The organism is Pseudoclavibacter sp. Marseille-Q434, assembly GCF_050315415.1.
Taxonomy (GTDB): domain Bacteria; phylum Actinomycetota; class Actinomycetes; order Actinomycetales; family Microbacteriaceae; genus Pseudoclavibacter.
Genome location: NZ_JBNPQH010000001.1, coordinates 733354 through 757600, shown reverse-complemented (window position 1 = coordinate 757600; position 24247 = coordinate 733354). Strand labels below are relative to the sequence as shown.

Here is a 24247-nt window from a genome sequence, read left to right as displayed (position 1 = left end):
TGAATGGATGCGAACTGCATCGTTTACCAGACGTCGACATTTCTGTCGTCTCTTGAATTATGCCCGACGGCGACGCCGAATGACAAGCCTGTCATTACATTCGACGCCGCCGCCCGGAAGTTCGCCGCTAGGCCGGGTAGCGAACCAGGCCTAGCTCCGCCGGCGCCTGCAGGTAGGCATGCTTGGGCTGCACTCGAACCGTGTAGCCGAGGTGACCCGGAGCGTCCAGCGGCACATCGGCCAGGAACTCCGACGGCCACTCGCTGGCGGGGCGCATCTCCACGATGCGAGCCCCCTGCAGCTCCCCCTGCTCGCCAGGCGTCCCGACGATCGCCTCGACCAGCACGTCGTCCGTGGTGAGCTGCCCGAGCTCAACACGAGCGGACAGGCGGAGGCTCTCCCCGGTCCTCGGAGCCGGGTCCGCTGCTCCCACGGACTCGACCCGAACACTGGGCCAGGCAGCGCGCACCTCGCCCAGCCAGCTGGCGAATGCACGGGTCTCGACCCGATCAGCGGCGATCCGCGCCGAACGCCCCGCTGGGAGGTACAAGTCGTTCACGTAGTCGCGGACCATGCGTTCGGCGGCGACTTTCGGCCCGACGATCGCGATCGAGCGGCGCACCTTCTCGACCCATTCGACGGGCAGGCCGCGCTCGTCACGATCGTAGAAGAGCGGGGCGATCTCATGCTCGAGGATGTCGTAGAGGGCCCCGGCCTCGAGCGCGTCCCGGGTGTGCTCGTCGACACCGCTCGTGTCCGGGATGGTCCAGCCGACGCTGTCATCCGCCATCTCGTCCCACCAGCCGTCTGAGATCGAGAAGGTCAGGCAGCCGTTCATGACGGCTTTCATCCCCGACGTCCCCGAGGCTTCCTGTGGACGCACGGGATTGTTGAGCCAGACGTCGCTCCCGGCTACGAGGTGCCTGGCGATCGTGACGTTGTAGTCGGGCAGGAACACGATGCGATCCCGCACACCTGCCTCGTCCGCGAACGCGACGAGCTGCTGCAGGAGCTGCTTGCCGCCCATATCGGCTGGATGCGCTTTGCCGGCGATCACGAACTGCACGGGCCGCTCGGGATTGTTCAGGATTCGCGCCAGCCGTTCCCGGTCCTGGAGCATCAGCGTCAGGCGCTTGTAGGTCGAGACCCGGCGCGCGAAGCCGACGGTGAGCCGGCTGGGATCGAGGATGTCCCTGACCCAGCCGAGCTCCGCATCCTGCGCACCGCGTGCCTTCCACGACGCGCGCACGGAGTCGCGCGCGCGACCCACCAGCTCGGCACGCAGCTCGCCGCGGATGCGCCACAGCTCTTCAGCGCTGACCGCGCCAGGGTTGTCCCAGGTGTTGGAGGTGGCCAGGTCCTGACCGCCGTTCATCGTCTCGATGACTGGCATCATCGCCGGTCGGGTCCAGCTCGGGATGTGCACGCCGTTGGTGATGGATACAATCGGCACCTCCTCGGGTTCCACACCCGGGTAGAGCTTCGCGAACATGTCACGTGAGACGACGCCGTGGAGCTTGGCGACGCCGTTGGCGTACTGGGCGAGCCGGAGGCCGAGGTGCGCCATGTTGAAGCGACCTGGATCGTCTTCCGCTCCCAGGTCCATGATGCGGGCAGCGGGGACCTCTGGCACAAGGGTGTGGCCGCCCGACGAGCCCAGGTAGCGCTGGACGAGGTGCGCATCGAATCGGTCGATGCCTGCGGGAACCGGCGTGTGGGTCGTGAAGACGGTGCTCGAGCGGACGATCGCCAGGGCCGTGTCGAACGTCTCGCCGTCAGCCATGAGCTGCCCGATCCGCTCGATCCCTGAGAAGCCGGCGTGGCCCTCGTTGAGGTGGAAGACCGTCGGCTGCCGACGCCCGCGAAGTTCCGCATAGGCCTGGACAGCGCGAACACCACCGACGCCCAGCACGATCTCCTGGCGGATGCGGTGCTCCGCGTCACCACCGTAGAGACGGTCGGTGATCGCGCGGAAGTCCTCGGGGTTCGTCGGCAGGTTCGTGTCGAGCAGCAGCAGAGGCACGCTCCCGATCTGCGCCTCCCAGACGGCGATGTCGAGGGATCTCCCGTCGGGGAAGCCGAGCGCTACATGTACCTGCTGCCCCTCGGCGTCAAGCACGGGATCGACCGCGAGATCCGTCGGAGGATGCTCCGTGTACGCCTCCTGCTGCCAGCCTTCCCGGGAGAGCGTCTGCGAGAAGTACCCGTAGGTGTAGAGGAGTCCGATGCCGATGACGGGCGCACCGAGATCGCTCGCACTCTTGAGGTGGTCGCCGGCGAGCACGCCAAGGCCCCCGGAGTAGACGGGCAGCGATTCGGTGATGCCGAACTCCATGGAGAAGTAGGCGACGCTCGTGACCTCGTCTTCGCTCGCGCGCGTGCGCTCGTGGAACCAGCGGTCGCTCTTGAGGTAGGCGGCCAGGTTCTCGGCCTCCTGTCCGAGACGGGCGAGGAACGCGTCGTCAGCGGCGAGCTCGGCGACCCGCGACGCTGAAAGTGAGCGCAGCATCACGACCGGATTGCGACCGCACTCGCGCCACAACCGCTCGTCGATGCCCGCGAACAGTCGCTCGGCGCTCGGGCGCCAAGACCAGCGGAGGTTCTTCGCAAGTAGCCGCAGAGCGGCGAGCTCATCGGGGAGGACAGTGGATACGGGCAGCGAGTCGTAGGCCTTCACGCGGTACAGCGTAGCCCCACAACGCGCGATCGCAGCGTCGCGCGAGTGAACGTCAGTGAACGGAAGAAGTGACCGACGCGATGATCTCTCGTGCGGCGGCTGCGCGCCCCTGGAGGTCCTGCCAGATCCATGCGGCAGACCGCGCATCGACCGGCACGAAGCTCGTCAGCGTGCCGGTGGGATTCGAGATGCGCACCTCGTAGCCGCCGACGACCCTGTCCTCTTTGACGAGCAGGAAGAGCAGGCTGAAGATCGTCAGGACGAAGAAGCCCGCGATGGCGACGATGATCGCCCACGTGGGGATCGCCCGCTCGACTCGCGACATGTTCGTGACGAAGACCGTTGAGCCCGCGGTCGGCAGCGAGCCGTAGGGACCGGCGATGCGATCGCGAGACACCTCGAGTTCGCCGAGGAACACTCGGTCGAGATTCTGCTGCTGGTTCTCGATGGGCAGTGGGGTGCTGGTCATGATCGTCCCTTCCTCGACTTCCAGAAGGCTACGTGGCGCACCTGACCGAGCGCGTCATCACCTGGTCTGATCTTCTGGGCGCCCGCACCTGGCGGTTGTCAGGAGCGGATCTGACCGTCGCCCGTGACGACCCACTTCGTCGTCGTGAGCTCCTCGAGCCCCATGGGCCCACGTGCGTGCAGCTTCTGCGTCGAGATGCCCAGTTCTGCGCCGAGACCGAACTGGCCGCCATCGGTGAAACGAGTCGACGCGTTGACGATCACAGCGGCCGCATCCACCTCGGCGGTGAACCGCTCTGCCGCCTGCAGCGAGCTCGTCACGATCGCCTCCGTGTGACCCGTGCTGAACTCGCGGATGTGCTCGAGGGCCTGGTCGAAGTCGTCGACGACTCGCACTGCGATCTCGTAGTCGAGGTACTCAGTCGCCCAGTCCTCGTGCGTCGCCTCGTGGACTTCGATGCCGCCCGGGGCGGCCGACCGCGTGCGCTCGTCGCCGTGCAGACGAACCCCGCGCTGGTTCAGCTCGGAGAGCGCGCCAGGAAGGAACGCGGCGGCGGCATCTGCGTGCACGAGGAGTGTCTCGGCCGCGTTGCAGACCCCGACCCGATGCGTCTTGGAGTTGATGATGATGTCGAGGGCCATGTCGAGCTCGGCCGAGCTGTCGACGAAGACGTGGCAGTTGCCGACCCCTGTCTCGATGACGGGGACACGGGACTCGCGGACCACGGTATGGATGAGCCCAGCCCCGCCGCGCGGGACGACGAGGTCGACATGGCCGCGGGCGCGCATGAGCGCGCGCGCTCCGGCTCGCCCGTACTCGTCGATGGACTGCACCAGGTCGGCGGGCAGCCCGTAGGCCTCGAGTGCCGCGCGCATCGTCCCGATGATGGCTTCGTTCGAGGACTCGGCCGCAGATCCGCCACGCAGCATCACCGCGTTGCCGCTCTTCAAGGCGAGGCCCGCGACATCGACGGTCACGTTCGGACGTGCCTCGTAGATGACGCCGATGACACCCATGGGCACGCGCAGCTGACGGAGCCGGAGGCCGTTCGCGAGTGTCGACCCACGGACGACTGCCCCAACCGGGTCCGGAAGCGCCGCGACTTCGCGGAGCGAGTCTGCGATCGCGCGGATGCGTGCGTCGTCGAGCGCGAGCCGGTCGAGAAGTCCCCCGGACATACCGGAGGCACGCCCTCGCTCGAGGTCGAGGGCATTGCCGGCGAGGACCTCCGGACTGGCGGCCACGAGCGCGTCGGCGAGCGCGAGGAGTGCACCGTCCTTCTGTGCGCGCGTCGCCCGCGCCAGGACTCGGGACGATGCTCGTGCGCGTCCGGCGAGCTCGACGATCGCGGCTGTCGCCGCCTCGTCCGCATCACCCTGGTCGGCCGTTTCCGCGCGCTCACCCTGCAAGATCGTCATGACAGTGCATTCTATGCGGCGTGGGAGCCCCTCAGCCCGCTGCGCCCGACTCAGCTGACACGGAGCCCCTTCGGGCGCACCAGCACGAGGTCGTCACGGTGGATGACCTCGCGGTCGTACCCTGAGCCCAGCGATGCGCGGAGCGCGCTCGAGGACTGCCCGAGCATGTCCGGGATCTCGACGGCATCGAAGCCGGTGAGGCCGCGGGCGATCACGGAACCGCTCCTGGAGACGAGCTCGACGGGGTCACCCGCGACGAACTCGCCTTCGACGCCGACGATGCCTGCCGCGAGGAGGGAGGCGCGGCCGCCGAGGACGGCATCCACGGCACCGTCGTCGAGGACGATCTTCCCCTGCACACGTGCCGCGTGCGCGATCCACAGGCGTTTCCGCGACGCGCGCTTCCCAGTGGGCGCGAACCATGTCCCGACGCGCTCCCCCGCGATCGCCGGTCGTGCGTTGTCCGCCTTCGTCAGGACGACGGGGATGCCCGACCCCGTGGCGATCGACACCGACTCGAGCTTCGTGAGCATGCCGCCCGTTCCGACGTCGCTTCCCCTCCCGGACACCTCGATGCCCTCGAGGTCGCTCGGGCCGAGCACCTCCGAGATGCGCCGTGTGCCCTCCCTCGTGGGCGGTCCGTCGTAGAGGCCGTCGACGTCGGTGAGCAGCACGAGCGCGTCGGCGCCGACGAGCTGCGCGACCAGCGCCGCGAGACGGTCGTTGTCGCCGAAGCGCAGCTCATCGGTCACGACGGCATCGTTCTCGTTCACGATAGGGACGACGCCGAGTCGGAAGAGCCGCTCGAGCGACCGCTGCGCGTTCTTGTAGCGCGTTCGGCGCACGGTGTCCTCCGCGGTGAGCAGGATCTGCCCAACCGTGATCGCCCGGTCGGCGAAGGCCTCCGCGTACCTGGCCACGAGCATCCCCTGTCCAACGGATGCGGCCGCCTGAGCCGTCGCGACGTCACGCGGTCTCGAGGGCAGCCCGAGTGGGCCGATACCCGCGGCAACTGCGCCAGAGGTCACGAGCAGGGTCTGCAGGCCGCTCTCGTGACGGTCGGCGATCACCTGCACCAGCTTGCGGAGCGCATCGAGGTTGAGGTGTCCGTCGGCGCCGGTCAGCGATGAGGACCCGATCTTGACCACGATGCGGTGGGCGGTCGAGAGCTGAGCACGGGCGGCGATCGGATGCATCCGCCTATTCTCCCCTGATCCTCGGCGCGTGCCGAATTGCGTCGCGAAACGTCGCGGTCACGGTGGGATGACGGCGCCGCGCTCTCGTGCGGCGCCGCCTCACTCAGCTGGCCGCGGGGCGGCGCCCAGCTCCTTCTTCCGCGCCGCGGCCTCGGCCCTCCGGTCCGCTCGCGCCGCCCGCTTCGCGGCTCGGCGATCGGCGCGCCGCTCCACGCTCGAGTAGAGCACGGGGACGAGCACCAGCGTCAGCAGCGTGGAGCTGATCAGACCGCCGATGACGACGATGGCGAGCGGCTTCGAGATGAAGACCCCGCCACCGGTGAGCCCCAGCGACATCGGGATGAGCGCGAAGATCGTCGCCGCGGCCGTCATGAGGATCGGCCTGAGGCGAAGCCTGGTGCCGTGCACGATCGCGTCATGCACGCTCGCTCCGCGCTCCCTGACGTGGTTGATGAGGTCGATCAGCACGATCGCGTTGGTCACCACGATGCCGATCAGCATCAGCAGGCCGATGAGCGACGGGAGCCCGAGCGGCGTGTCCGTGAGCAGCAGGAGCGCGACAGCTCCCGTGGCCGCGAACGGCACCGAGACGAGCAGGATCAGCGGCTGCATGAGGCTGCGGAACGTCGCCACCATGATGAGGAACACGAGGACGATCGCAAGCAGCATCGCCATGCCGAGCTGCTCGAACGACTCGCTCTGGTCAGCCGATGCGCCGCCGACCACGAACGTGACGCCTGCCGGCAATGCGAGGCCGTCGGTCGCCGCATACACGGACTGCGTGACGGTTCCCAGCTGCCCCTCGGCTGGCGTGATCGAGACCGTCACCTGACGCGCCCCGTCGTGGCGGGTGATCGCACTCGGCGTCGCCTCCTCGCGCACGGCGGCGATGTCGCCGAGGCGGATGGGCGTCGCTCTCGTGTCGGCAAGCCCCTCCTGCCTGGCCTGCGTCTCCTCCGCCTCGAGCGTCTGGGCCGCCATGTCCTCCTGCGCCTTGACGGCCGCGTCGACGCCGGCGTTCGCCTGCTCGATACCCGACTCCGCTTGCGCGATCGCCTCGGTGAGCGCCGCGATCTGCGCATCGCGCTCGGCCTGCGCTGCCTGCTCCGGCGTCATCGCAGAACCGACTTCGGGGGTCATCGGCGTCAGCGGGGCTGTCTGCAGGGTCGCAAGCTGCGTCTGCAGCTCTGCGAGCTGAGACGAGACCGTGTCTCGCGCCTCGACGGCGTCGTCGACCGTCTGCTGCATCTGCTCGACCGCCTCAGCCTGCTGCTCTTCGGCCTTCGCCTCCTGCTCGTCCGCGAAGGCATCCGTCGCATCCTGGATGGCGCGCTGCTGCTGGACCGCGGTCACCGGAAGCTGCATGAGCGCAAGCTGGTCAAGCGCGACGGCGCCCTGGGTCGGAGCGATCACGATGTCCCGGTCGACGCCTTCGAGGCGCACGGATCCGAGCGGGGTTCCGTTGAGGGCGGCGGAGACCGCCTGGCCGACCGTGGCCTGCGTGTAGCCGAAGCCCGCGGCCTTGCTGCGGTCGACGTCGACGACGACGACGTTCCCTCCAGTGCTGAGGTCGTTCGTGACGGCGGTCACGCCAGGCAGATCCTTGACCGCGTCTCCGAGCTGCGTCGCGGCTTGGCTGAGGGCGTCCGCGTCGTTGCCTTGGATCGCGAGCTGCACGTCACTCGCCAGCGCAGACGAAGCGGCGGTCGTCACGGTCACTTCACCGACGTCGCTCAGTCCGCCGAAGTCAGTTCTGAGGCTGTTCGCGACGGTTTCCGCATCCTGCCCCTCGACAGGGATCACGGTGATCGAGGTGTCTCCCCCGCCACCACCGAACGCGCTCGCCCCGCCGGCCCCGATCGAGCTGACGAACGTCTCGACGCTGTCCTTCGTGGCGATGACAGCCTCGAGCTTCTCCGCGCCCGCGAGGCTCTGCTCGATGGTCGTGCCCTGTGCGAGCTTCTGCTCGACCACGATGGTCTCGTCGCCCATGCTGCCGAGGAAATCACTGCGAAGGGCGGTCGCCCCGACACCGGTGAGGAGCAGGAGCGCGAGCGCGGCCGCGACCGTGCGGCGGGGGTGGCGCAGCGTCGCATCGAGAATCGGGACGAAGGCGCGCTGCAGGCCGTCATACGGCGACCCCTCCTCGCCATCGCCTCGCGCCTGGACCACACCGGTGGCTGTGGTGGGGACCGGCAGGAGCGTCTTCCCGCGCGTTTCGCGTTTCGCGTTCTTCGCGTCGAGCTTCGCCGCCTGGCGCGCCCGGCGGCGCTCGGCAGACTCCTCCTGCCGTTCGGTCCACGCTGCGTGCGTCGCTCGAGCCCGGATGAACCGCTCCCGCTTCATGGGCTTCGACGGGCGACGGAGCATCCAGTAGGCGAAGACGGGCACGATGGTGAGCGCGACGACCAGGGAGGCCACGAGGGCGATCGAGACCGTCAGAGCGAACGGCTGGAACAGCTGGCCGACGATATCCCCGACGAACGCGATGGGCAGGAACACGGCGACCGTCGCGAGCGTCGACGCCGTGATGGCGCCTGCCACCTGGCCGACGGAGCCGACGATGCCCTCGATCGTGAGAGGACCAATCCCCTGCCTTCGCTTGATGTTCTCGATCACGACGATCGAGTCGTCGACCACGCGACCCACGGCGATCGTGAGCGCTCCGAGCGTCAGGATGTTCAGCGAGTACTCACCCACGTTGAGGCCGACCATCGTGATGAGCAGCGACATCGGGATGGAGATCGCGGCGACGATGGTCGAACGGAACGAGGCGAGGAACAGGAAGATGACGAGGACGGCGAAGATCAGGCCCAACCCGCCCTCCACCGAGAGATCGTGGATCGACTGCTCGATGTACGGCGCCTGGTTCTCGATCTCCGTGAAGATGACGTTGGACGGAAGCGTCGGCGTGAGCTCGGCGAGCTTCTCGGTCACCCCGTGAGCCACGGAGACGGTGCTCGCGTCGGCGGCCTTGGTGACGCTGAGCGTCAGGGTCTCCGCACCGTTGACGCGGGAGATCGACGTCGCGGGGATCTCCTTGACGTCGACATCCGCGAACTGCGAGAGCAGGACCGTCGAGTCCTCTGTGGTGAACGGCAGGGCGCGGATGGCATCGAGCGTGTCGAGCTGCGAGCCGACCTGCACGGAGATCTCGCCGCTGCCGCCCGTCACGTCGCCCGCCGGGAGCACAAGACCCGCCGCCGTCAACGTCGGCTCGATCGTCGCCGTGTCGATCTCGAGAGCATCCACGTCGGCTTGGCGGAGATTGATCTCGACGCGCTCTTCGCGCGCCCCGGAGACCTCGACGTTCTGGACCCCGTCGACCTGCGAGAGGGCAGGCACCACGGTGTCGGTCATCGTCTTCGACAGGGTGGCCGTATCAGCATCCGACGACACACCGAGCGTGAGCACCGGCAGGGCATCGAGCGAGAACGTCATGAGCTCAGCCGTCGATGACTCAGGACGCTGGGACTCCGTCGACTCGACGGCGGAGCGCAGCTCGGCCTCGACCTGCGTCTTGTCCGCGTCGAAGCTCCACGCGACGACGATCTGGGCAAAGCCCTCCGAGGTCGTCGAGGTGACCGACTGCACCTCCGAGACCGCGCGCAAGGCGTTCTCGATCGGCTCGGTGACCTCCGACACCATCACATCGGGAGAAGCGCCGTCGAGTGTCGCCGTCACGAAGCCCTGGGGGATCTCCATCGACGGCATGAGCTCCTGCTTGAGCTGGGCCGTCGAGATGATCCCCGCGGCTGCGATCGCCGCCGTGAGCAGTCCGATCAGAATTCGATACTTGAGACTCAGACGGGTGAGCACAGACACAGAGGGCCCTTTCGACGCGATACGACGCCGAGCGATGACCTGGCGCTCCTCAATCCTGTCGCCGGGGTGATTCCTCTGAATCGCCCGAAAGGACGGGTTCCGTCTGACCAATGCCCTACTTGAGGCTGATCTTTGACCGAAAGGCCACCCCGGCGCGGCGGGAACAGCGCGGCTCTGGTAGTGCGCCGACCGCCGGATCAGGAGTGCGTGGCACCACGTCCCGGGTTCGCGAGCGTCACCCGGTGGACCGCCCACATCTCGCGGACGCGGTCGACGATGCTCCTGCCGTCGTTCAGATCGTCGATCAGCAGCTGGATGCCGACCAGGTTCGCGAGGATCTGCCACGCGGCCGCATCCACGTCGATGTCATCCCTGAGTGCACCGGACTCACGCGACGCCTGGAGGGCCTCCTTCGTCACCTCGAGCCACCGGTCGAACGGGCGGGGCAGCTCTTCCTCGATGAGCTCCCGCTCACGGACGAGCCTGATCGTCGCGCGGATGAGCGCATCGGACTGGAAGCGCTCAGCGATGCGGATCATCAGGGACTCGAGCTCGTCGAGCGACATGCCGCGAGCACGAGACGCCGCGAGCTCCTCATCCCACATGACCGTCCAGCTCACAGTGACCGCCTGAGCGAGCAGCGCCTTCGTCGGGAAGTGGAAGTACACGGTTCCCTTGGTCATGCCGAGTCGATCAGAGATATCGCTGAGCACCGTCGCGGCGTATCCGTTTGCCTCGAACTCGAGCGAGGCGGCCTCGAGAAGCGCCTGCCTCGTCTGCGCTCGCTGTTCAGCTCGCTTCATCATCCCCTGCTTTTCGTGCATGCAGGATCGACGTCGACCCCGCTTGTGGGGCACCAGTCTAGACCTGCGCACACCCCGACCATCGGCCTGCCGCACGCGGGAGCGAATTCTGGCTAGAATCGACAGCGCTTGGGGCGGTAGCCAAGCTGGTTAAGGCATCCGGCTCATAACTGGACGATGCGTGGGTTCGAGTCCCACCCGCCCTACTCTCCTCTGTTCGGCACTCCCTGTCGGAGCGCCCGCGTGGCACGATGGTGGCATGATCGTTGCCTTCTCTGTCGCCCCCAGCGGAACTCCGAGCCCCAACGCCCCTTCACCGGGTGAGGGCGACGCCTCGCTGCACAACGCAGTGGCAGCAGCCGTCGCGGTCGTGCGCGAGTCCGGGCTCCCCAACCGCACTGACTCGATGTTCACGACGATCGAGGGCGAGTGGGACGAGGTCTTCGCCGTCGTCAAAGCGGCCACCGAGGCGGTCGGCCAGTTCGGCAGCCGAGTCTCCCTGGTGCTGAAGGCGGACATCCGGCCCGGGCACACGGGCGAGCTCGATGGAAAGGTCGAGCGCCTGGAGGCCGCCCTCGAGGCACGCGAGGCCCGCTCGAGCTAGTCGGCGTCAGCTCACGGCGCGGATGCCCGCGCCGGTCGCGGACTCCGCCCGGTCGTCTGGCGTGCTGATCTGCGCCCAGATCTCATCAAGCGAAACGGACAGCACCCCCGCGATAGCGGCGATCGTCGTGAACGCCGGCGTCGCGACTCGGCCAGATTCGATCTTGCGAAGCGTCTCCGGCGAGACGCCGGCGTCGAGTGCCACGCGCAGCATCGATCTGTTCTCCCGAGATCGTCGTAGGAACTCGCCGAGACGCTCCCCGCGCTCGATCTCCTCGGGGCTGAGCGGCAGTCTGACCATGACCCGATACTAATCCGGTATATCTTTACCGGGATACTTATTGGGTCGCTTTCGCGTCGGACTACGGAAGGCACCGCATGATCGAGATCCTCAACGACGAAGAGCTGGCGCGGGCGGCAGTCACCGGGCAGCTGGTCGGGTCGATTCTCCAGGAACTGCGATCGAGGATCCGAGTAGGCACCAACCTGCTCGAGGTCGACCGGTGGGCGAGGTCGATGATCCTCGATGCGGGCGCGACCTCCTGCTACGTCGACTACGAGCCATCCTTCGGACGTGGGCCGTTCGGCCACTACATCTGCACAGGGGTGAACGACGCCGTGCTGCACGCCAAGCCTCGCGACTACCTGCTCGCTGACGGGGACCTCCTGACCCTCGACCTGGCCATCGTCAAGGACGGGGTAGCGGCTGACGCCGCGATCAGCTTCATCGTCGGCTCGACGCGGGACGCCGGTGACGAAGCGCTCATCGCCGTCACGGAGCGAGCCCTCGCGGCTGCCATCGACGTCGCACGCCCCGGTGCTCGAATCGGCGACCTCTCACACGCGATCGGCACGGTGCTCGCGTCGGCGGGCTACAACATCAACATGGAGTTCGGTGGACACGGCATCGGCTCCACCATGCATCAGCATCCGCACGTCGCGAACAACGGCCGACCGGGCCGCGGAGTGCGTCTCCGCCGTGGCATGCTGCTCGCCATCGAACCGTGGGTCATGGCCGACACCGGCGAGCTCGTCACGGACGACGACGGCTGGACGCTCCGCAGCGCGACGGGATGCCGAACCGCCCACTCCGAGCACACGATCGCGATCCTCGAAGACGGGCCACGCATCCTGACCCTCCCCGCCGGGCCGGTCGACTGACGAACGGCCGAGCGGTCAGTCGAGCGAGTGGTCCTGCTCGTTCACCGAGTCACGGGCGACGTCCTTGACGGAGGCGCCCCGGTAGAGGCGCTCGAAGAGCTCGAGCGTGCGGTCGATGTCGTGCATACGAACGAGGTCGAGGCCCGTCCGGCCCATCTCCTCACGCTCGGCGTCCGAGAGCGACAGCACCTTCGCGAGCTTGTCCGCGAGGTCATGCTCGTTGTTCGGCTCGAAGAGGAAGCCGTTCTCGCCGTCGTGCACGAGGTGCGGAAGCGCCATGGCGTCGGCTGCGACAACCGGCTGGCCGGAGGCCATCGCCTCCATGGTCGCGATCGACTGCAGTTCGGCGATCGACGGCATCGCGAACACCGAGGCGCGCGTGTAGATGCGACGAAGCTCCTGGTCGCTCAGATAGCCGTGGAACGTGACCCGATCCGCGAGACCGAGCTGCTTGGCGAGCGACTGAAGATTCTTCTTCTGGTCTCCACCACCGACGATGTCGAGCTGCACGTCAGGGGGCAGCAGAGTGAGCGCGCGCAAGAGCACGTCGATCTTCTTCTCGCCCGTCACACGGCCGACGAAGAGGATGCGCTTGGCTTCTCGCGCCGAGAAGTCGAACGCGTAGTCGGAGGTCCGGATGCCGCACGAGATCGCGAGCACGTCGGAGATCCCCCCGTTTGCCTCCAGGAAGTCGGCGGCACGCCGTGTCGGGGTCGTGATCGCCGTCGCGCGCCCGAGCGTCGAGCGAGCGTCGTTCCACCAGATCCTGGCCGCGAGGCCACGCAGAGCCTGCGGCAGCAGGGAGTGGTCGACGAGGTTCTCGATCATCAGATGGTTCGTGCCGATGATGCGGATGCCGCGTTTCTCCGCCTCGATCGCCACCCCGCGGCCGATGATGACCGCCGACTGGAAGTGAACGACGTCGGGACGCACCTCGTCGACGACGCGCTGCGACTCGGAGCGGATGCGCCACGGGGGTGCGTAGCGCAGCCAGTCGTGGGCCCACCACCGGTGCGAGCGGAGGCGGTGAGCGGTGATGTTCTGCCCGTCGTACTGCTCGGTCCAGGTTCCGTGGCGGCGGCTGGCGGCGGGCACCATGACGTGCACGTCGTGCCCCCTGGCCGCCATGCCGGAAGCGAGGTGCTCGGTGAACTTCGCGGCGCCGTTGACGTTGGGCGTGAAGGTGTCCCCTGCGATCAGGATCTTGAGCGGCCGCTCGCCGTCAGCTGCGACGGCGGGGGTGCTGCTTGAGTGACCTTCATTCGGCACGGGGTGGTGACCTCGATCTCGTCTGGGGGCTCGCGACAGGGTGTGGTCGTCGCTCGCGGAATCTCACGTCATGCTACTGGCCGCGCTCCGCGAGGGGGCTTCAGCACACGCTGGGACGCTGCTATTGCTCGATGACTCGGGCCTCAGAGTCGTGGTGGTGCCCTTGGGGATCCTGCGTGCCACGACCTTCGACGGCATTTCGACGCACGGCCTCGACCTCCGCATCCGTCTGCCCACGCTCGAGCACGAACACGCCCGTGACGGCGATGGCGCCCGAGACGACGAACATGAGGAAGGCGTACCAGGGCGCCGCGTTCGCCTCGCCGAGCACGGCGATGGCGATGCCGACAGCGATGATCGGGTCGATGACGGTGAGGCCGGCGATGACCATGTCAGGCGGTCCCGAGGCGTAGGCGTTCTGGACGAAGTAACCGCCCACCCCCGTGGCGACGAGCAGCGCGACGAGGCAGATGAGCGTGAGCCATTCGAAGTTGTCGTGCTGGATGCGGTTGATGGTGATCTTCGCGAGCGTCGCGACGAAGCCGTAGATCACTCCGGCGCCAAGAACGTAGATGAGCGCCTTGAACCGCTTGCGCAGGAGGAAGAAGGCGGTGCCGAAGACCACGACGACCACGGCGAGCAGCACGAGGACGGTGGCGACCTGCTCGTCTGAGATCGCGCGCTCCTTCGCGAAGAGCGCCGCGACCGTGACGAAGGCGCCGACGCCGATGATGCAGAGCGCCACCGCGAAGATCTTCACGTTCGGCAGTCGCTGCCTGATGGCGCGAGCTGTGAGCAGTGTCGTCAGGAGCAGCGAGACGACGCCGAGCGGCTGCACCACGATGATCGGCGAGAACACGAACGAGGACAGCTGCATCACGACTGCCAGCCCGAGCATGACCGTGCCGATCACCCAGGAGGGGCGGCTCAGGAGGGCGAGCAGGTGCTTCAGGTTCAGCCCCGCAGCACCGCTCGTGCCGCTCGCTGCCTCGACCTTGCTCACTCCGCGGTGCTGGTACATGGCGCCGAGCGACAGGAACACCGCGCCTATGAGAGCGAGCGGGATGCCGATCATCTGGACCGGACTGAGCCCCGGGAGCACTGCCAGATCACTGAGGGGTGCGATGGTCATGATGGGCAATCCTATTGGGCGGCGCGAGTCAGAGAGGGAGGTTGGCGCGAAGATACGCTGATGGGATGACAACTCTCCCAATTCGCATCTACGGCGAGCCCGTCCTCCACGAGCCCGCAGCCCCGGTGGGCGACATCACCGACGAGATCCGTGAACTCGTCTCGGACATGTTCGAGACGATGGATGCAGCGCCGGGTGTCGGCCTCGCAGGCCCGCAGGTCGGCGTCGGCAGGCGCCTCTTCGTGTACTCGTACGAGGACGCCGACGGGACCATGCATCGCGGTGTCGCCATCAACCCGGAGCTGTACGTGACTCCCGCCGCACCTGAGTCGCTGCTGGAGCTGGACGACGAGCTCGAATCCGAGGGGTGCCTCTCGTTCCCCGGCGAGCGCTACCCATTGCGACGATCGGAGCGTGCGCTCCTGCGTGCGTCCGATCTCGAGGGCGAGCAGTACGAGATCGAGGCAGAAGGCTGGTTCGCGCGCATCCTGCAGCACGAGTTCGACCACCTCAACGGCGTCATCTACGCGGATCGTCTGGAGCACCCCTGGTACAAGGACGCGTTCAAGGTCATGCGCAAGCGCAGCTGGGGCGGGCCCGGCAAGAGCTGGCTGCCTGGGGTCGACGACCTCGAGGGCTGACTCCGCCGGTCAATGTCGGTGGCTCCTGCGAGGGTTCCGACATGACCACAGCGCTGAACGACCCCATCGAGGTCGAACTCGTCGACGAGCTCCCGTCCGTCTTCTGGTGGGAGCGTTTCGCCTACGTCGTGCACGGTCTGCCGCAGGCGTTCTACCGGCGCGTGCAGCAACGGTGGTGGACGGGCGAGGGTGACCCGTCTCGCCTCGACACCGAGTTCTGGCGCGTCAGCGCGAAACGTGATGGCTCCGACGGCGAGGCTTCCCTCTTCGACCTGCGAAGGGACCCGGACGGCTGGCGGCTGGTGCTGCGGTGGGAGTGATTCACCCGCGACGTCGTCGAGGCGCCGCTATCTCACACGATGCGCTGCCCGGCCTGCCAGACAGAGTGGGTGAGCTGCATGCCCGGGCGGTAGGCGAGGTGCGTGACCGAGGGCGCGTCCAGCACCTGGAGATCCGCACGAGAGCCTGGCACCAGCGCGCCGACGGGCAGTTCACCCTCGTGTCTCCGGAGCGCGATCGCCCCGCCCATCGTGGCGGACCACACCGCCTCCTCCACGGTCATCCGCATCTGCAGCACGGCGGTTGTGACACAGAACGCCATCGAGGTCGTGTACGAGGTGCCCGGGTTGCAGTTGCTCGCCAGGGCTACCGTCGAGCCCGCGTCGAGCAGGGCCCTTGCCGGCGGGAACGGCTGCCGTGTCGACAGGTCGCACGCCGGCAGCAGCGTGGCGACGGTGGCCGATGCCCCGAGCAGGTCGATGTCTTCGTCGTCGAGGAAGTTGCAGTGGTCGACGCTCGCGGCCCCCAGCTCAACGGCGAGCTTCACCCCGGGGCCCGGACCGAGCTGGTTGCCGTGGACACGCAGACCCAGCCCTGCATCACGGCCCGCCTGCAGCACAGCACGCGATTGCTCCTCATCGAACGCGCCGCGCTCGCAGAACACGTCCATCCATTTCACGTACGGGCGGACGGCGTCGAGCATCGGGCCCGTGACGAGCCCCACGTAGTCGTCGGCATGCCACCCCGCCGGGACGACGTGGGCGCCGAGGTAGGTGACGTCGTCGGAGATCTCGGCCGCAAGGCGGGCGGAGCGCTCCTCGGTCTCGATGTCGAGCCCATACCCGGTCTTCGTCTCAAGCCAGGTCGTGCCTCCGACATTGGCTGCGCGGACGCGCTCGGCCATCAGCGCCCGCAGCTCCTCACTGCTGGCGGCACGAGTTCGCTCGACCGACACCTTGATGCCGCCGGCCGCGTACGCCTCCCCCGCCATGCGTGCCGCGAACTCGGTCGAACGGTCTCCGGCGAACGCGAGGTGCGTGTGCGAGTCGACCCAGCCCGGAAGCACGGCACGGCCGCCGACGTCGACACCGCGGTCTGCCGCGGGCGCCCGCAGGGTCGGACCGATCCACGCAACCCGGTCACCGTCGATGACGAGGGCGGCATCGCTCAGCACGCCATCGTCGCCGTTGGTCGTGAGTTCGCCGATGCTCGTGAACACGGTCGAGGTCATGAGGCTCCTTCGGATCGTGACGCCGGATCGGCGGCGAAGCGCGCGAGCTCGGCGGCTGCGTGTGCAAGCCGCGGCCCGTCCCTGCCGCGGTCGTAGACGACGCGCCCGCCCACGATCGTTCGGACCACGTCGCTCCCTGTCCCGGCGAGCAGCAGCTGAGGCGGCATCGAGCCTGCCGTGCGGACCGAGGACGAGTCCACCTCGACGAAGTCGAATGGACCGCCGACCGCGCCGGGCGCTGGGACGCCGAGCGAGGAGTACCCGCCTTGCGTGCCGATCGTCAGCAGCTCCTGCGGTGAGAACCTGCCTCGGGTCTGGGAGCGAAGTCGCTCCCCTGCTTCGAGGCCGCGCAGCTCGAGCAGCGGGTCGACCACCGCGTTCTGGTCGGACCCGACGGCCAGACGTGCGCCGGCTGCGACCAGTTCGGTGGCCGGGCCGATGCCGTCGCCGAGGTCTGCTTCCGTGGTCGGGCAGAACACGGCGTGCACCCCGGTCTCCCCGAGATGCGTGATGTCGTCGTCGGTCAGATGCGTCGCGTGCACAACGCTCAGGCGGCTGGAGAGGGCACCGGCATCCGCGAGCACGTTCGCCGGCGTCCGACCGTAGGCCGTCAGGCTCTGCTCGTTCTCCGCGGCCTGCTCTGAGAGGTGGATGTGGAGTGGCACGTCGGTCGGGAGCCCTCGGACGATGCTGGCGATCGCGTCGGCTGGGACAGCCCGAACCGAGTGGATCGCCGCTCCCAGGAGGACTTCGGGGTGTGTGGATGCGAGGCGGCTTCGCAGACGGAACCACCGCTCGAGCCAGCGCTCTGCGTCCGCGTCTCCGAACCTCCGCTGCTGGGGCGAGAGGTCCGCTCCGATGGACCCCGTGAGGTAGCAGGTGTCGAGCAGTGTCAGGCGGATGCCTGCTGTCCGTGCGGCGTTGGCGAGCGCCAACTCCATGTCGTGGTCAGGGTATGACTCGCCATCCGCGCGGTGGTGCACGTAGTGGAATTCCCCGACAGCCCCCCATCCGTTGGCGACCATCTCGGTGAAACCTGCGGCGGCGATGCGCTCGAAGGCGTGTGGCTCGAGCGCACCCGCCACGGCGTACATCTTGTCTCGCCACGACCAGAAGGTGCCACCGTCTGCGTGAGTGCGCCCCCGCAGCAGGCGGTGGAAGACGTGCGAGTGGGCGTTGCCGAACGCGGGGAAGGCGGTGCCGAGCACGAGGTCGTCGTCCTGCGCGCGCACGCCCACCTGCTCGTCGACCAGCACGCCCGCTTCGTTCTTGAGTCGCACGGACCGCACCGTGTCCGCACCCCGCACGAGTGTGTCGGCCCAGATCCAGCCTTCGTCGGGCAGCCCGAGCGCGGTGCGATGATGGGTCACTCGCCCTCCCACATCGGGACGCGCAGTCCGCGCTCCCTCGCGATGTCGGCGGCGTGCTCGTAGCCGGCATCCACGTGGCGCATGACTCCCGTGCCTGGGTCGTTGGTGAGGACGCGTTCGATCTTCTGCGCCGCGAGATCCGTGCCGTCGGCGACGATGACCTGGCCCGAGTGGATCGATCTGCCGATCCCGACGCCGCCGCCGTGGTGCAGCGACACCCAGGTTGCGCCGGAGGCGGTGTTCAGCAGGGCGTTCAGCAGGGGCCAGTCGGCGATGGCATCCGAACCGTCCTTCATCGACTCGGTCTCGCGGTAGGGCGAGGCGACCGAGCCGGAGTCAAGGTGGTCCCGGCCGATCACGACGGGCGCGGAGAGCTCGCCGGACGCGACCATCTCGTTGAACCTGAGTCCGGCCAGATGACGCTCCTTATAGCCGAGCCAGCAGATGCGCGCAGGCAGACCCTCGAAGCGCACCTTCTCCCCCGCGGCCTTCACCCAGCGGTGCAGGCGCTCGTCATCCGGGAACAGCTCGAGGATCGCGCGGTCCGTCACGGCGATGTCGGCGGGGTCGCCGGAGAGCGCCGCCCACCGGAACGGGCCGCGCCCCTCCTCGAACTGGGGGCGGATGTGGGCTGGCACGAATCCGGGAAAATCGAACGCCCGCTCGTAGCCGCCGAGTCTCGCCTCCGCGCGAATCGAATTGCCGTAGTCGAAGACCTCGGCCCCGGCATCCTGGAACTCGACCATCGCCTTGACCTGCTTGGCCATGGACGCACGGGCTCGCTCGGTGAAGCCGACCGGGTCTCGTCCGGCCTCGGCCTTCCACTCCTCGACGCCCACCCCCTCGGGGAGGTAGGCGAGTGGGTCGTGCGCGCTCGTCTGGTCGGTGACCATGTCGATCGCGACGCCGCGCTCGAGGAGCAGCGGAAAGATCGTCGCCGCGTTGCCGACGACGCCCACGGAGCGGGGCTGGCGGGCTTCCTTCGCGGCGAGCACACGCTCGATGGCGTCGTCGAGGTCGTGTGTCATCTCGTCGAGGTAGCCGTGCTGGACTCGCCGCTCGAGGCGGCTGGCGTCGACATCCACGATGAGGACGACGCCCTCGTTCATCGTGACGGCGAGGGGTTGCGCGCCTCCCATGCCTCCAGCGCCGCCCGTGAGCGTGAGGGTCCCCGCGAGCGTCCCGCCGAAGCGTTTCTCGGCGGCGGCGGCGAACGTCTCGTAGGTCCCCTGGAGGATCCCCTGCGTGCCGATGTAGATCCAGGATCCCGCCGTCATCTGCCCGTACATCGTGAGGCCAGCTGCCTCGAGGCGCCGGAACTCGGGCCAGTTGGCCCAGTCTCCGACGAGGTTGGAGTTCGCGATCAGCACGCGAGGAGCCCACTCGTGTGTGCGGAAGACGCCGACCGGCTTTCCAGACTGGACGAGGAGCGTCTCGTCGTCTTCGAGTGTCGTGAGCGTGCGAACGATGGCGTCGTACGCCTCCCAGCTGCGTGCGGCTCTGCCCGTGCCGCCGTAGACGACGAGGCTCTCTGGATGCTCGGCCACTTCGGGGTCGAGGTTGTTCATGAGCATGCGAAGCGGTGCCTCGGTCTGCCAGCTCTTCGCGGTCAGCTTCGTGCCGCGTGCTGCCCTGATGTTCTTGTGCGTGTTCATGTTCAGATCCCTTCCTGCGGTGGTGTGCCGAGGCGTCGCTCGATGCTCGCCGCGGCGTCGGTGAGCAGCTCGCCGAAGCGGGCCGCTCTGCTCGGCGTGACTCGGTAGCTCGGCACCAGCAGGCTCACTGAACCGAGGACGCGATGATGGAGCTCCACCGGAGCTGCGATCGCGGTGACGTCCGGCTCGACGCCGCGCTCGACCGTCACGTAGCCGATCGGCGGGGTCTCGCCGCGAAGGACCTGGCCGGACGCGGACCCGTCGAGGGGGATGGTGCGTCCGACCCAGTTCGTATGGCGCACCGAGTGCGTGCCCTCGTGGATGGCGATGTACAGCGCCTGCTCCGCATGGCCCTCGACGCACAGGTAGACCGACTCGCCGGTCTTCTCCGCGAGGAGCTTCATTGCGGGCGCAGAGAGCTGCGCGAGGTTGTCGTTCGAGAGGGCTCGCGCTCCGAGCTGGACCATGCGACTCCCCGCGCGGAAGTCTCCTTGGTCGTCGCGGCTCACGAATCCGGCCGATTCCAACGTTCGAAGGAGCCGAAGGGAGGTGCTCGGCGAGAGGTCGGCGAGGCGCGCGCTTTCCGCCAGGCTCAGACCGTCCCGCTCGCAGACGGACGCGAGGAGGGTCAGTGCTCGTTCGACGGTCCGCGTCGATGGTTCGGCCAACGTGACTCCCTCGTCGCAGGCGGGCACGGTTGCCGACGTCGTGATGTCCGTCGGCCTTGTTGCACTCAGTAAAACGAAGATGTCAGTGCATGGCAAGAGGCGTGTTGGATTCGGACGACCCGGGTTGGTGTTCTGCCCCAACCGCGCTCAGCTGCGCGGGAGAACGACCGCGAACACCCCCCGACCAGCGAAGTCCCGCGAATGATCTGGCGACCCCGAGAAGAGGACCGAGTCGAGGGGGCCCAGCGTCTCGTCTCCCGTCTCGAGCGACCCGGCCAGAACGACCACTGCCTCGGCCGCTCGGGGAATCTGCGGCACGGTCCGTGCGACGACGAGCCGGAGTTCCGGCCCGCCATCGGCATACATGAGGTTCAGCACCCGCGAAGACATGGCGGCGGATGCTCCGGTCACGCGCTGCTCGCCGGTGAAGCGCACCTGCTCTCCGCTGTTCAACCGCACCTCGTCGCCATCGATCTCGAGACGCACCGCATCGATGGCGAGCTGCACCCGCTGCGTGCTCGGGATGACGGAGAACGCAGCCGGGCCCTCGATCGTTGCGATGCTCAGCGCCCATCCCCCGCCATCCGACATCGCCCGCAGCGTCCGCGTCACGCCTTGTCCGTTGCGCCAAGGCGTCGGCTCGAGGTCGTCGTAACGAAGTACACGCGGAGCGGTCATGCATCCATTCTGCTGCGCCCGGCCGGGACGGGCCTTGGGTCAGCCCCCGGTCGAGCCGCCTCCCCCGGCCTTGCCTTTGACCGTCGACCCGAAACCCGACTTCCCGGTCGAGCCGAGCCCGTTCTTCAACGGGGCCCGCGACCCGACGGTCGCTCCCGCCGGAGCACGCTGCGCCACATCCGAGTGGGCGGCCGAGCCGGGCGCCGCGAAGCCTCCGGAGGTGACCGGCGCCCAGGAGCTCACGCGCGTGCTGTTCCATCGCGATGAGGCGAACAGCACCGGTCCGAGCCAAAGCGCGGAGCTGTAGTGCGTTCCGTAGCTGCTCGACGACTCGCAGAGCGACTCGGCGTCGCCTTCCACCTGCTCACCTTCCTGCTCGAGGAGCTGGATCTGCTCGTTCACGTCGGCGAGGCAGTCCTCTTTCGACGTGTACGTGGGCCGCTCAGCTCCCTCGGGCAGCACATAGTTCTCCCCGTCAGCACCCTCGACGACGATGCCCTCGTCGGGCACCGTGCTGCAACCCGCGAGGAGCATCATCGCGGTGGCGACCCCCATGGCTCCCACCGTCTTGGTGGTCGAGGGACGCGTGATCCCCGAGAGGGTGACGCCGGTGCTGCGCCGCAGCTTCGGTTCGTAGGTCATGGCCGCTCCTCGCGATCGCTGATGTAGTGGGGTACGAACTCGGCGAGGTCGCCCGTGATCGGGCCGCTCGTCTCGCGCACGTCGATGCCGGCTGGTGTCTCGCCCACGACCCACGAGCCGATGATGACGGTCTTCCCGTCGATGTTCGCCAGCCGAGCACGCTCCTGGTAGACGAAGCCCTCTTCCCCGTAGTCGCCGCCGTTCTCGGCGGTCTTGCGCCCGACGAGATCGTAGATCGTGACGTTGGCGCCTTCGCGCCCCAGCTTCGGCTTCTCGACATACGAGCGCCCGCGGAGCCGCTCGGGTGTCGCGTAGGCGGCCAGCAGCAGCGGGTGGTCGGGGAAGAGCTCCCACAGCACGACCAGCAGCTGCTTGTTGGAGAGCAGCATCTTCCAGATCGGCTCGACCCAGGCCGTCGTCGCGCGTGTCGTCGGGAAGTACGTCGCGAACTCCTCGCGCACCATCCACTCCCAGGGGTAGAGCTTGAAGATGCGGTCGATGCGCTCGCCGTCGCCGTCGACGAAACCGTGCGAGGCCTCGTCGAACTGGACGTCCTCCATGTAGATCTGCTTGACGTCGAAGCCGGCGAGACGAGCCGTCTCCGCCATGTAGCTCACCGTGTCAGCGTCTTCGACGATCAGCTGCCCGTCGCCGCCATCGTGCAGGGAGGCCAGGTGCAGTCGGGCTCCCTGCGGCAGGAACCACCGCTGCATGCGGATGTGCACCCATTGCTCGACGAGCAGCTCGTGCAGGAGGTTGAACTGGTCGGCGCGCTCACCTCTGGTCTCCACGAGCCACTGCCACTGCGCAGCTGCGGATTCCACGAGCGACGTGGGGGTATCCGCGTTGAACTCGAGCAGCTTGATCGTGCCGGCTCCGTCGTAGGCGAGATCGAAGCGTCCGTAGACCGTCGGGTCGTCCTCGTCCCAGGACTTCTCGACCAGGTCCCACAGCTCGACCGGGATGCCGAACTCCTCGAAGCGACGGTCACGGACGATGCGCTCGCAAGCCTCCATGCAGAGGCGGAAGAGCTCGGCGGTCGCCTGCTCGAAGTCGTCGATCTCGGCGCCGGAGAAGCCGTAGGCGGCTTCCTCCTGCCAGTACGGTCGACCACCCTCCGACTCCATGTCGTAGAACGTGAAGCCGATGGAGTCGAAGCGCGCTCGCCAATCGGCTCGCGGAGCACTGTACGTGCGGATCAAAGTCGGCCCATCCTCGCTGCTCTCGGCTCACGCCGGGGACCGCTCGAGCGGTCCACCACAGCTACATTAGGGCTGCGCATCGAGAATCCTCGGAGAACACCGCGCGAGGGCGGTCAGGCTGCTGCCCGGGGTGAGCGCTGGCTCAGGACTTCGGCGTGCTCGTTGTCTCGGAGGTTGACTCGGTCTTCGTCTCCGTCGAGGAGCTCGGCGGTGTCGGGTTCGCTGACTGCGAGGGTTCGGGGCTCGCCGTCTCGGGCTCTCCGCTCGGTGTCGTCGAAGGCGGCGGAGGTGTCGGAGAGCTGCTCTGCGTCGGCGGTGCCGTCGGTGTGCTGGTGCCCTTCGGCGGCGTCGACGCCGGAGGGGTGGCCGCAGGCAGGGTCGTGTCAGGCACGGCGTCGGCCGGTGGCACGCGTGTGTCCTCGTTCTGCTCCCAGTAGTCCTTCTCGTCTGGGTCACCAGTCGGCGGATTCCACGTCGGGACCTCGCCGAAGATGTCGACTGCGACACCGTCCGCGTACTTGTTGAGGAACTTCTGGGGGTCGACGTGGGCCCCGTCGACGATAGTCTCCAGGTGGAGGTGCGGCCCGGTGGATGCGCCGGTGTTGCCGAGGAGACCGACCAGCTGCCCCGTCTTGACCTGGTCGCCGACCTTCACCGCTGGGGACCCGGCCACGAAGTGGGCGTACACGGACCGCACCTGCAAGCCGTCGATCCGGTGCTCGACGACCACGTGGGCGCCGAGTCCGCCGCTGTCTGTCGGGACGGACTCGATGACGATCCCGTTCGCGATGCTGCCGACCCGCGTCCCCTGCGGCCCAGCGAGATCGAGGCCGCGGTGATTCGAGGAGCATCCGGAGCACGGGGAATTGCGTGGGCCGAACCCGTCGGAGATGCTCACGACGCTCATGTCCACCGGCCACTGGACGCCGGGCGATGCCGTGCCGTCGGGAGCGACGGCCGCCGCGTTCTGCACCACGGGCAGATCGCGCGTTCCGATGAGCTGTCCTGGAACGCTCCCCGAGACCGTGTACGTGACCCCGTCAGTCTTCTCGGAGCTCACGACCGGAACGGTCGACTGTCCGTCGTCCACGGCACCCGTCACGGCGGCTGCGCCGATGGAGGCGGCCGCGATCAGCCCGAGCGTCGCCGCGACAACCGGCACGGCGAGGAGCCTGGCACGTCGGCGCTCGCGCGCGCGACGGGCGCGGCGGCCAGGAACGTCGAGGTGAGGTTCTGACGGAGCGGTGGACGACTTCGGCAAAGGAGTCTCCTGCGATTGGTGCTTCGGGGCAACGTGTCCGAGTCTAAGGAGCCTTCTTCGAATAGGG

General features: G+C 68.0%; 21 protein-coding genes and 1 tRNA gene. 5 read left to right on the top strand and 17 right to left on the bottom strand.

All coding sequences use genetic code 11. The annotated features are described in order from the left end of the window. Positions 1 to 127: 127 nt before the first annotated feature. The 6 genes from glgP to ACQFZP_RS03680 form a co-directional block, all read right to left on the bottom strand. Entirely contained in the window at positions 128 to 2677 is a 2550-nt protein-coding gene (gene glgP / locus ACQFZP_RS03705; RefSeq protein ID WP_211890374.1) for an alpha-glucan family phosphorylase, read from the bottom strand. Between the two features lie 52 nt (positions 2678 to 2729). Then, positions 2730 to 3146 carry a hypothetical protein gene (locus tag ACQFZP_RS03700; RefSeq protein WP_104312075.1) on the bottom strand — a complete coding sequence of 139 codons (417 nt, stop codon included), beginning with the start codon at positions 3144 to 3146 and terminating at the stop codon, positions 2730 to 2732. A 98-nt stretch (positions 3147 to 3244) separates the two neighbouring features. Then, a complete protein-coding gene (locus ACQFZP_RS03695; RefSeq protein ID WP_211890373.1) occupies positions 3245 to 4564 on the bottom strand; it encodes a glutamate-5-semialdehyde dehydrogenase in 1320 nt (439 codons plus the stop codon). 50 nt (positions 4565 to 4614) lie between these two features. After that, positions 4615 to 5760 carry a glutamate 5-kinase gene (proB, locus tag ACQFZP_RS03690; protein WP_179556594.1) on the bottom strand — a complete coding sequence of 382 codons (1146 nt, stop codon included), beginning with the start codon at positions 5758 to 5760 and terminating at the stop codon, positions 4615 to 4617. A 99-nt stretch (positions 5761 to 5859) separates the two neighbouring features. Further along, on the bottom strand, positions 5860 to 9585 hold the full coding sequence (locus tag ACQFZP_RS03685) for an efflux RND transporter permease subunit (RefSeq protein ID WP_211890372.1): 3726 nt from the start codon (positions 9583 to 9585) through the stop codon (positions 5860 to 5862). A gap of 197 nt (positions 9586 to 9782) precedes the next feature. Further along, the gene (locus ACQFZP_RS03680; protein ID WP_104312079.1) at positions 9783 to 10409 is read right to left on the bottom strand and encodes a TetR/AcrR family transcriptional regulator; all 627 of its coding nucleotides are present in this window, start codon (positions 10407 to 10409) and stop codon (positions 9783 to 9785) included. Positions 10410 to 10519: 110 nt separating this feature from the next. Here ACQFZP_RS03680 and ACQFZP_RS03675 point away from each other — a divergent pair. Continuing rightward, positions 10520 to 10594 (top strand) — tRNA-Ile (locus ACQFZP_RS03675). Positions 10595 to 10647: 53 nt separating this feature from the next. Beyond that, positions 10648 to 10992, top strand: coding sequence for a thiamine-binding protein (locus tag ACQFZP_RS03670; RefSeq protein WP_104312080.1), 345 nt, complete (start codon positions 10648 to 10650; stop codon positions 10990 to 10992). Positions 10993 to 10998: 6 nt separating this feature from the next. Here ACQFZP_RS03670 and ACQFZP_RS03665 read toward each other — a convergent pair whose 3' ends face one another. Further along, positions 10999 to 11292 (bottom strand): helix-turn-helix domain-containing protein, encoded by a 294-nt coding sequence (locus ACQFZP_RS03665; protein ID WP_211890371.1) that lies wholly within the window; start codon positions 11290 to 11292, stop codon positions 10999 to 11001. Between the two features lie 77 nt (positions 11293 to 11369). Here ACQFZP_RS03665 and map point away from each other — a divergent pair, with 77 nt between their 5' ends. Beyond that, the gene (gene map / locus ACQFZP_RS03660) at positions 11370 to 12152 is read left to right on the top strand and encodes a type I methionyl aminopeptidase (protein WP_211890370.1); all 783 of its coding nucleotides are present in this window, start codon (positions 11370 to 11372) and stop codon (positions 12150 to 12152) included. A 15-nt stretch (positions 12153 to 12167) separates the two neighbouring features. Here the strand turns inward: map and ACQFZP_RS03655 are convergent, their stop codons facing one another. Beyond that, positions 12168 to 13421, bottom strand: coding sequence for a glycosyltransferase (locus tag ACQFZP_RS03655; protein WP_258068155.1), 1254 nt, complete (start codon positions 13419 to 13421; stop codon positions 12168 to 12170). Between the two features lie 121 nt (positions 13422 to 13542). Further along, on the bottom strand, positions 13543 to 14553 hold the full coding sequence (locus tag ACQFZP_RS03650) for a DMT family transporter (protein WP_211890369.1): 1011 nt from the start codon (positions 14551 to 14553) through the stop codon (positions 13543 to 13545). 65 nt (positions 14554 to 14618) lie between these two features. On the opposite strand from ACQFZP_RS03650, the gene def reads away from it, so the two are divergent. Continuing rightward, entirely contained in the window at positions 14619 to 15194 is a 576-nt protein-coding gene (gene def, locus ACQFZP_RS03645; protein ID WP_211890368.1) for a peptide deformylase, read from the top strand. Between the two features lie 41 nt (positions 15195 to 15235). Beyond that, a complete protein-coding gene (locus tag ACQFZP_RS03640) occupies positions 15236 to 15514 on the top strand; it encodes a hypothetical protein (protein ID WP_104312085.1) in 279 nt (92 codons plus the stop codon). A 32-nt stretch (positions 15515 to 15546) separates the two neighbouring features. Here ACQFZP_RS03640 and hutI read toward each other — a convergent pair whose 3' ends face one another. From hutI to ACQFZP_RS03600, 8 genes are all read right to left on the bottom strand, one after another. Further along, positions 15547 to 16704, bottom strand: coding sequence for an imidazolonepropionase (gene hutI / locus ACQFZP_RS03635; protein WP_211890367.1), 1158 nt, complete (start codon positions 16702 to 16704; stop codon positions 15547 to 15549). Then, positions 16701 to 18074 (bottom strand): formimidoylglutamate deiminase, encoded by a 1374-nt coding sequence (locus tag ACQFZP_RS03630; RefSeq protein WP_307852730.1) that lies wholly within the window; start codon positions 18072 to 18074, stop codon positions 16701 to 16703. Before ACQFZP_RS03630 ends, hutI begins: the two co-directional genes overlap by 4 nt. After that, complete coding sequence (gene hutU, locus ACQFZP_RS03625) at positions 18071 to 19729, bottom strand: urocanate hydratase (protein ID WP_104312087.1); 1659 nt, start codon at positions 19727 to 19729, stop codon at positions 18071 to 18073. The genes ACQFZP_RS03630 and hutU overlap by 4 nt, the downstream gene beginning before the upstream one ends. A 2-nt stretch (positions 19730 to 19731) precedes the next feature. After that, entirely contained in the window at positions 19732 to 20397 is a 666-nt protein-coding gene (locus ACQFZP_RS03620) for an IclR family transcriptional regulator (protein ID WP_211890366.1), read from the bottom strand. 147 nt (positions 20398 to 20544) lie between these two features. Continuing rightward, entirely contained in the window at positions 20545 to 21075 is a 531-nt protein-coding gene (locus ACQFZP_RS03615; RefSeq protein ID WP_211890365.1) for a HutD family protein, read from the bottom strand. A gap of 39 nt (positions 21076 to 21114) precedes the next feature. After that, on the bottom strand, positions 21115 to 21717 hold the full coding sequence (locus ACQFZP_RS03610) for a hypothetical protein (RefSeq protein WP_211890364.1): 603 nt from the start codon (positions 21715 to 21717) through the stop codon (positions 21115 to 21117). Next, positions 21714 to 22919 (bottom strand): glutathionylspermidine synthase family protein, encoded by a 1206-nt coding sequence (locus ACQFZP_RS03605; protein ID WP_211890363.1) that lies wholly within the window; start codon positions 22917 to 22919, stop codon positions 21714 to 21716. The genes ACQFZP_RS03610 and ACQFZP_RS03605 overlap by 4 nt, the downstream gene beginning before the upstream one ends. A gap of 142 nt (positions 22920 to 23061) precedes the next feature. Further along, positions 23062 to 24180, bottom strand: coding sequence for a M23 family metallopeptidase (locus ACQFZP_RS03600; RefSeq protein WP_211890362.1), 1119 nt, complete (start codon positions 24178 to 24180; stop codon positions 23062 to 23064). Between the last annotated feature and the right edge of the window lie 67 nt (positions 24181 to 24247).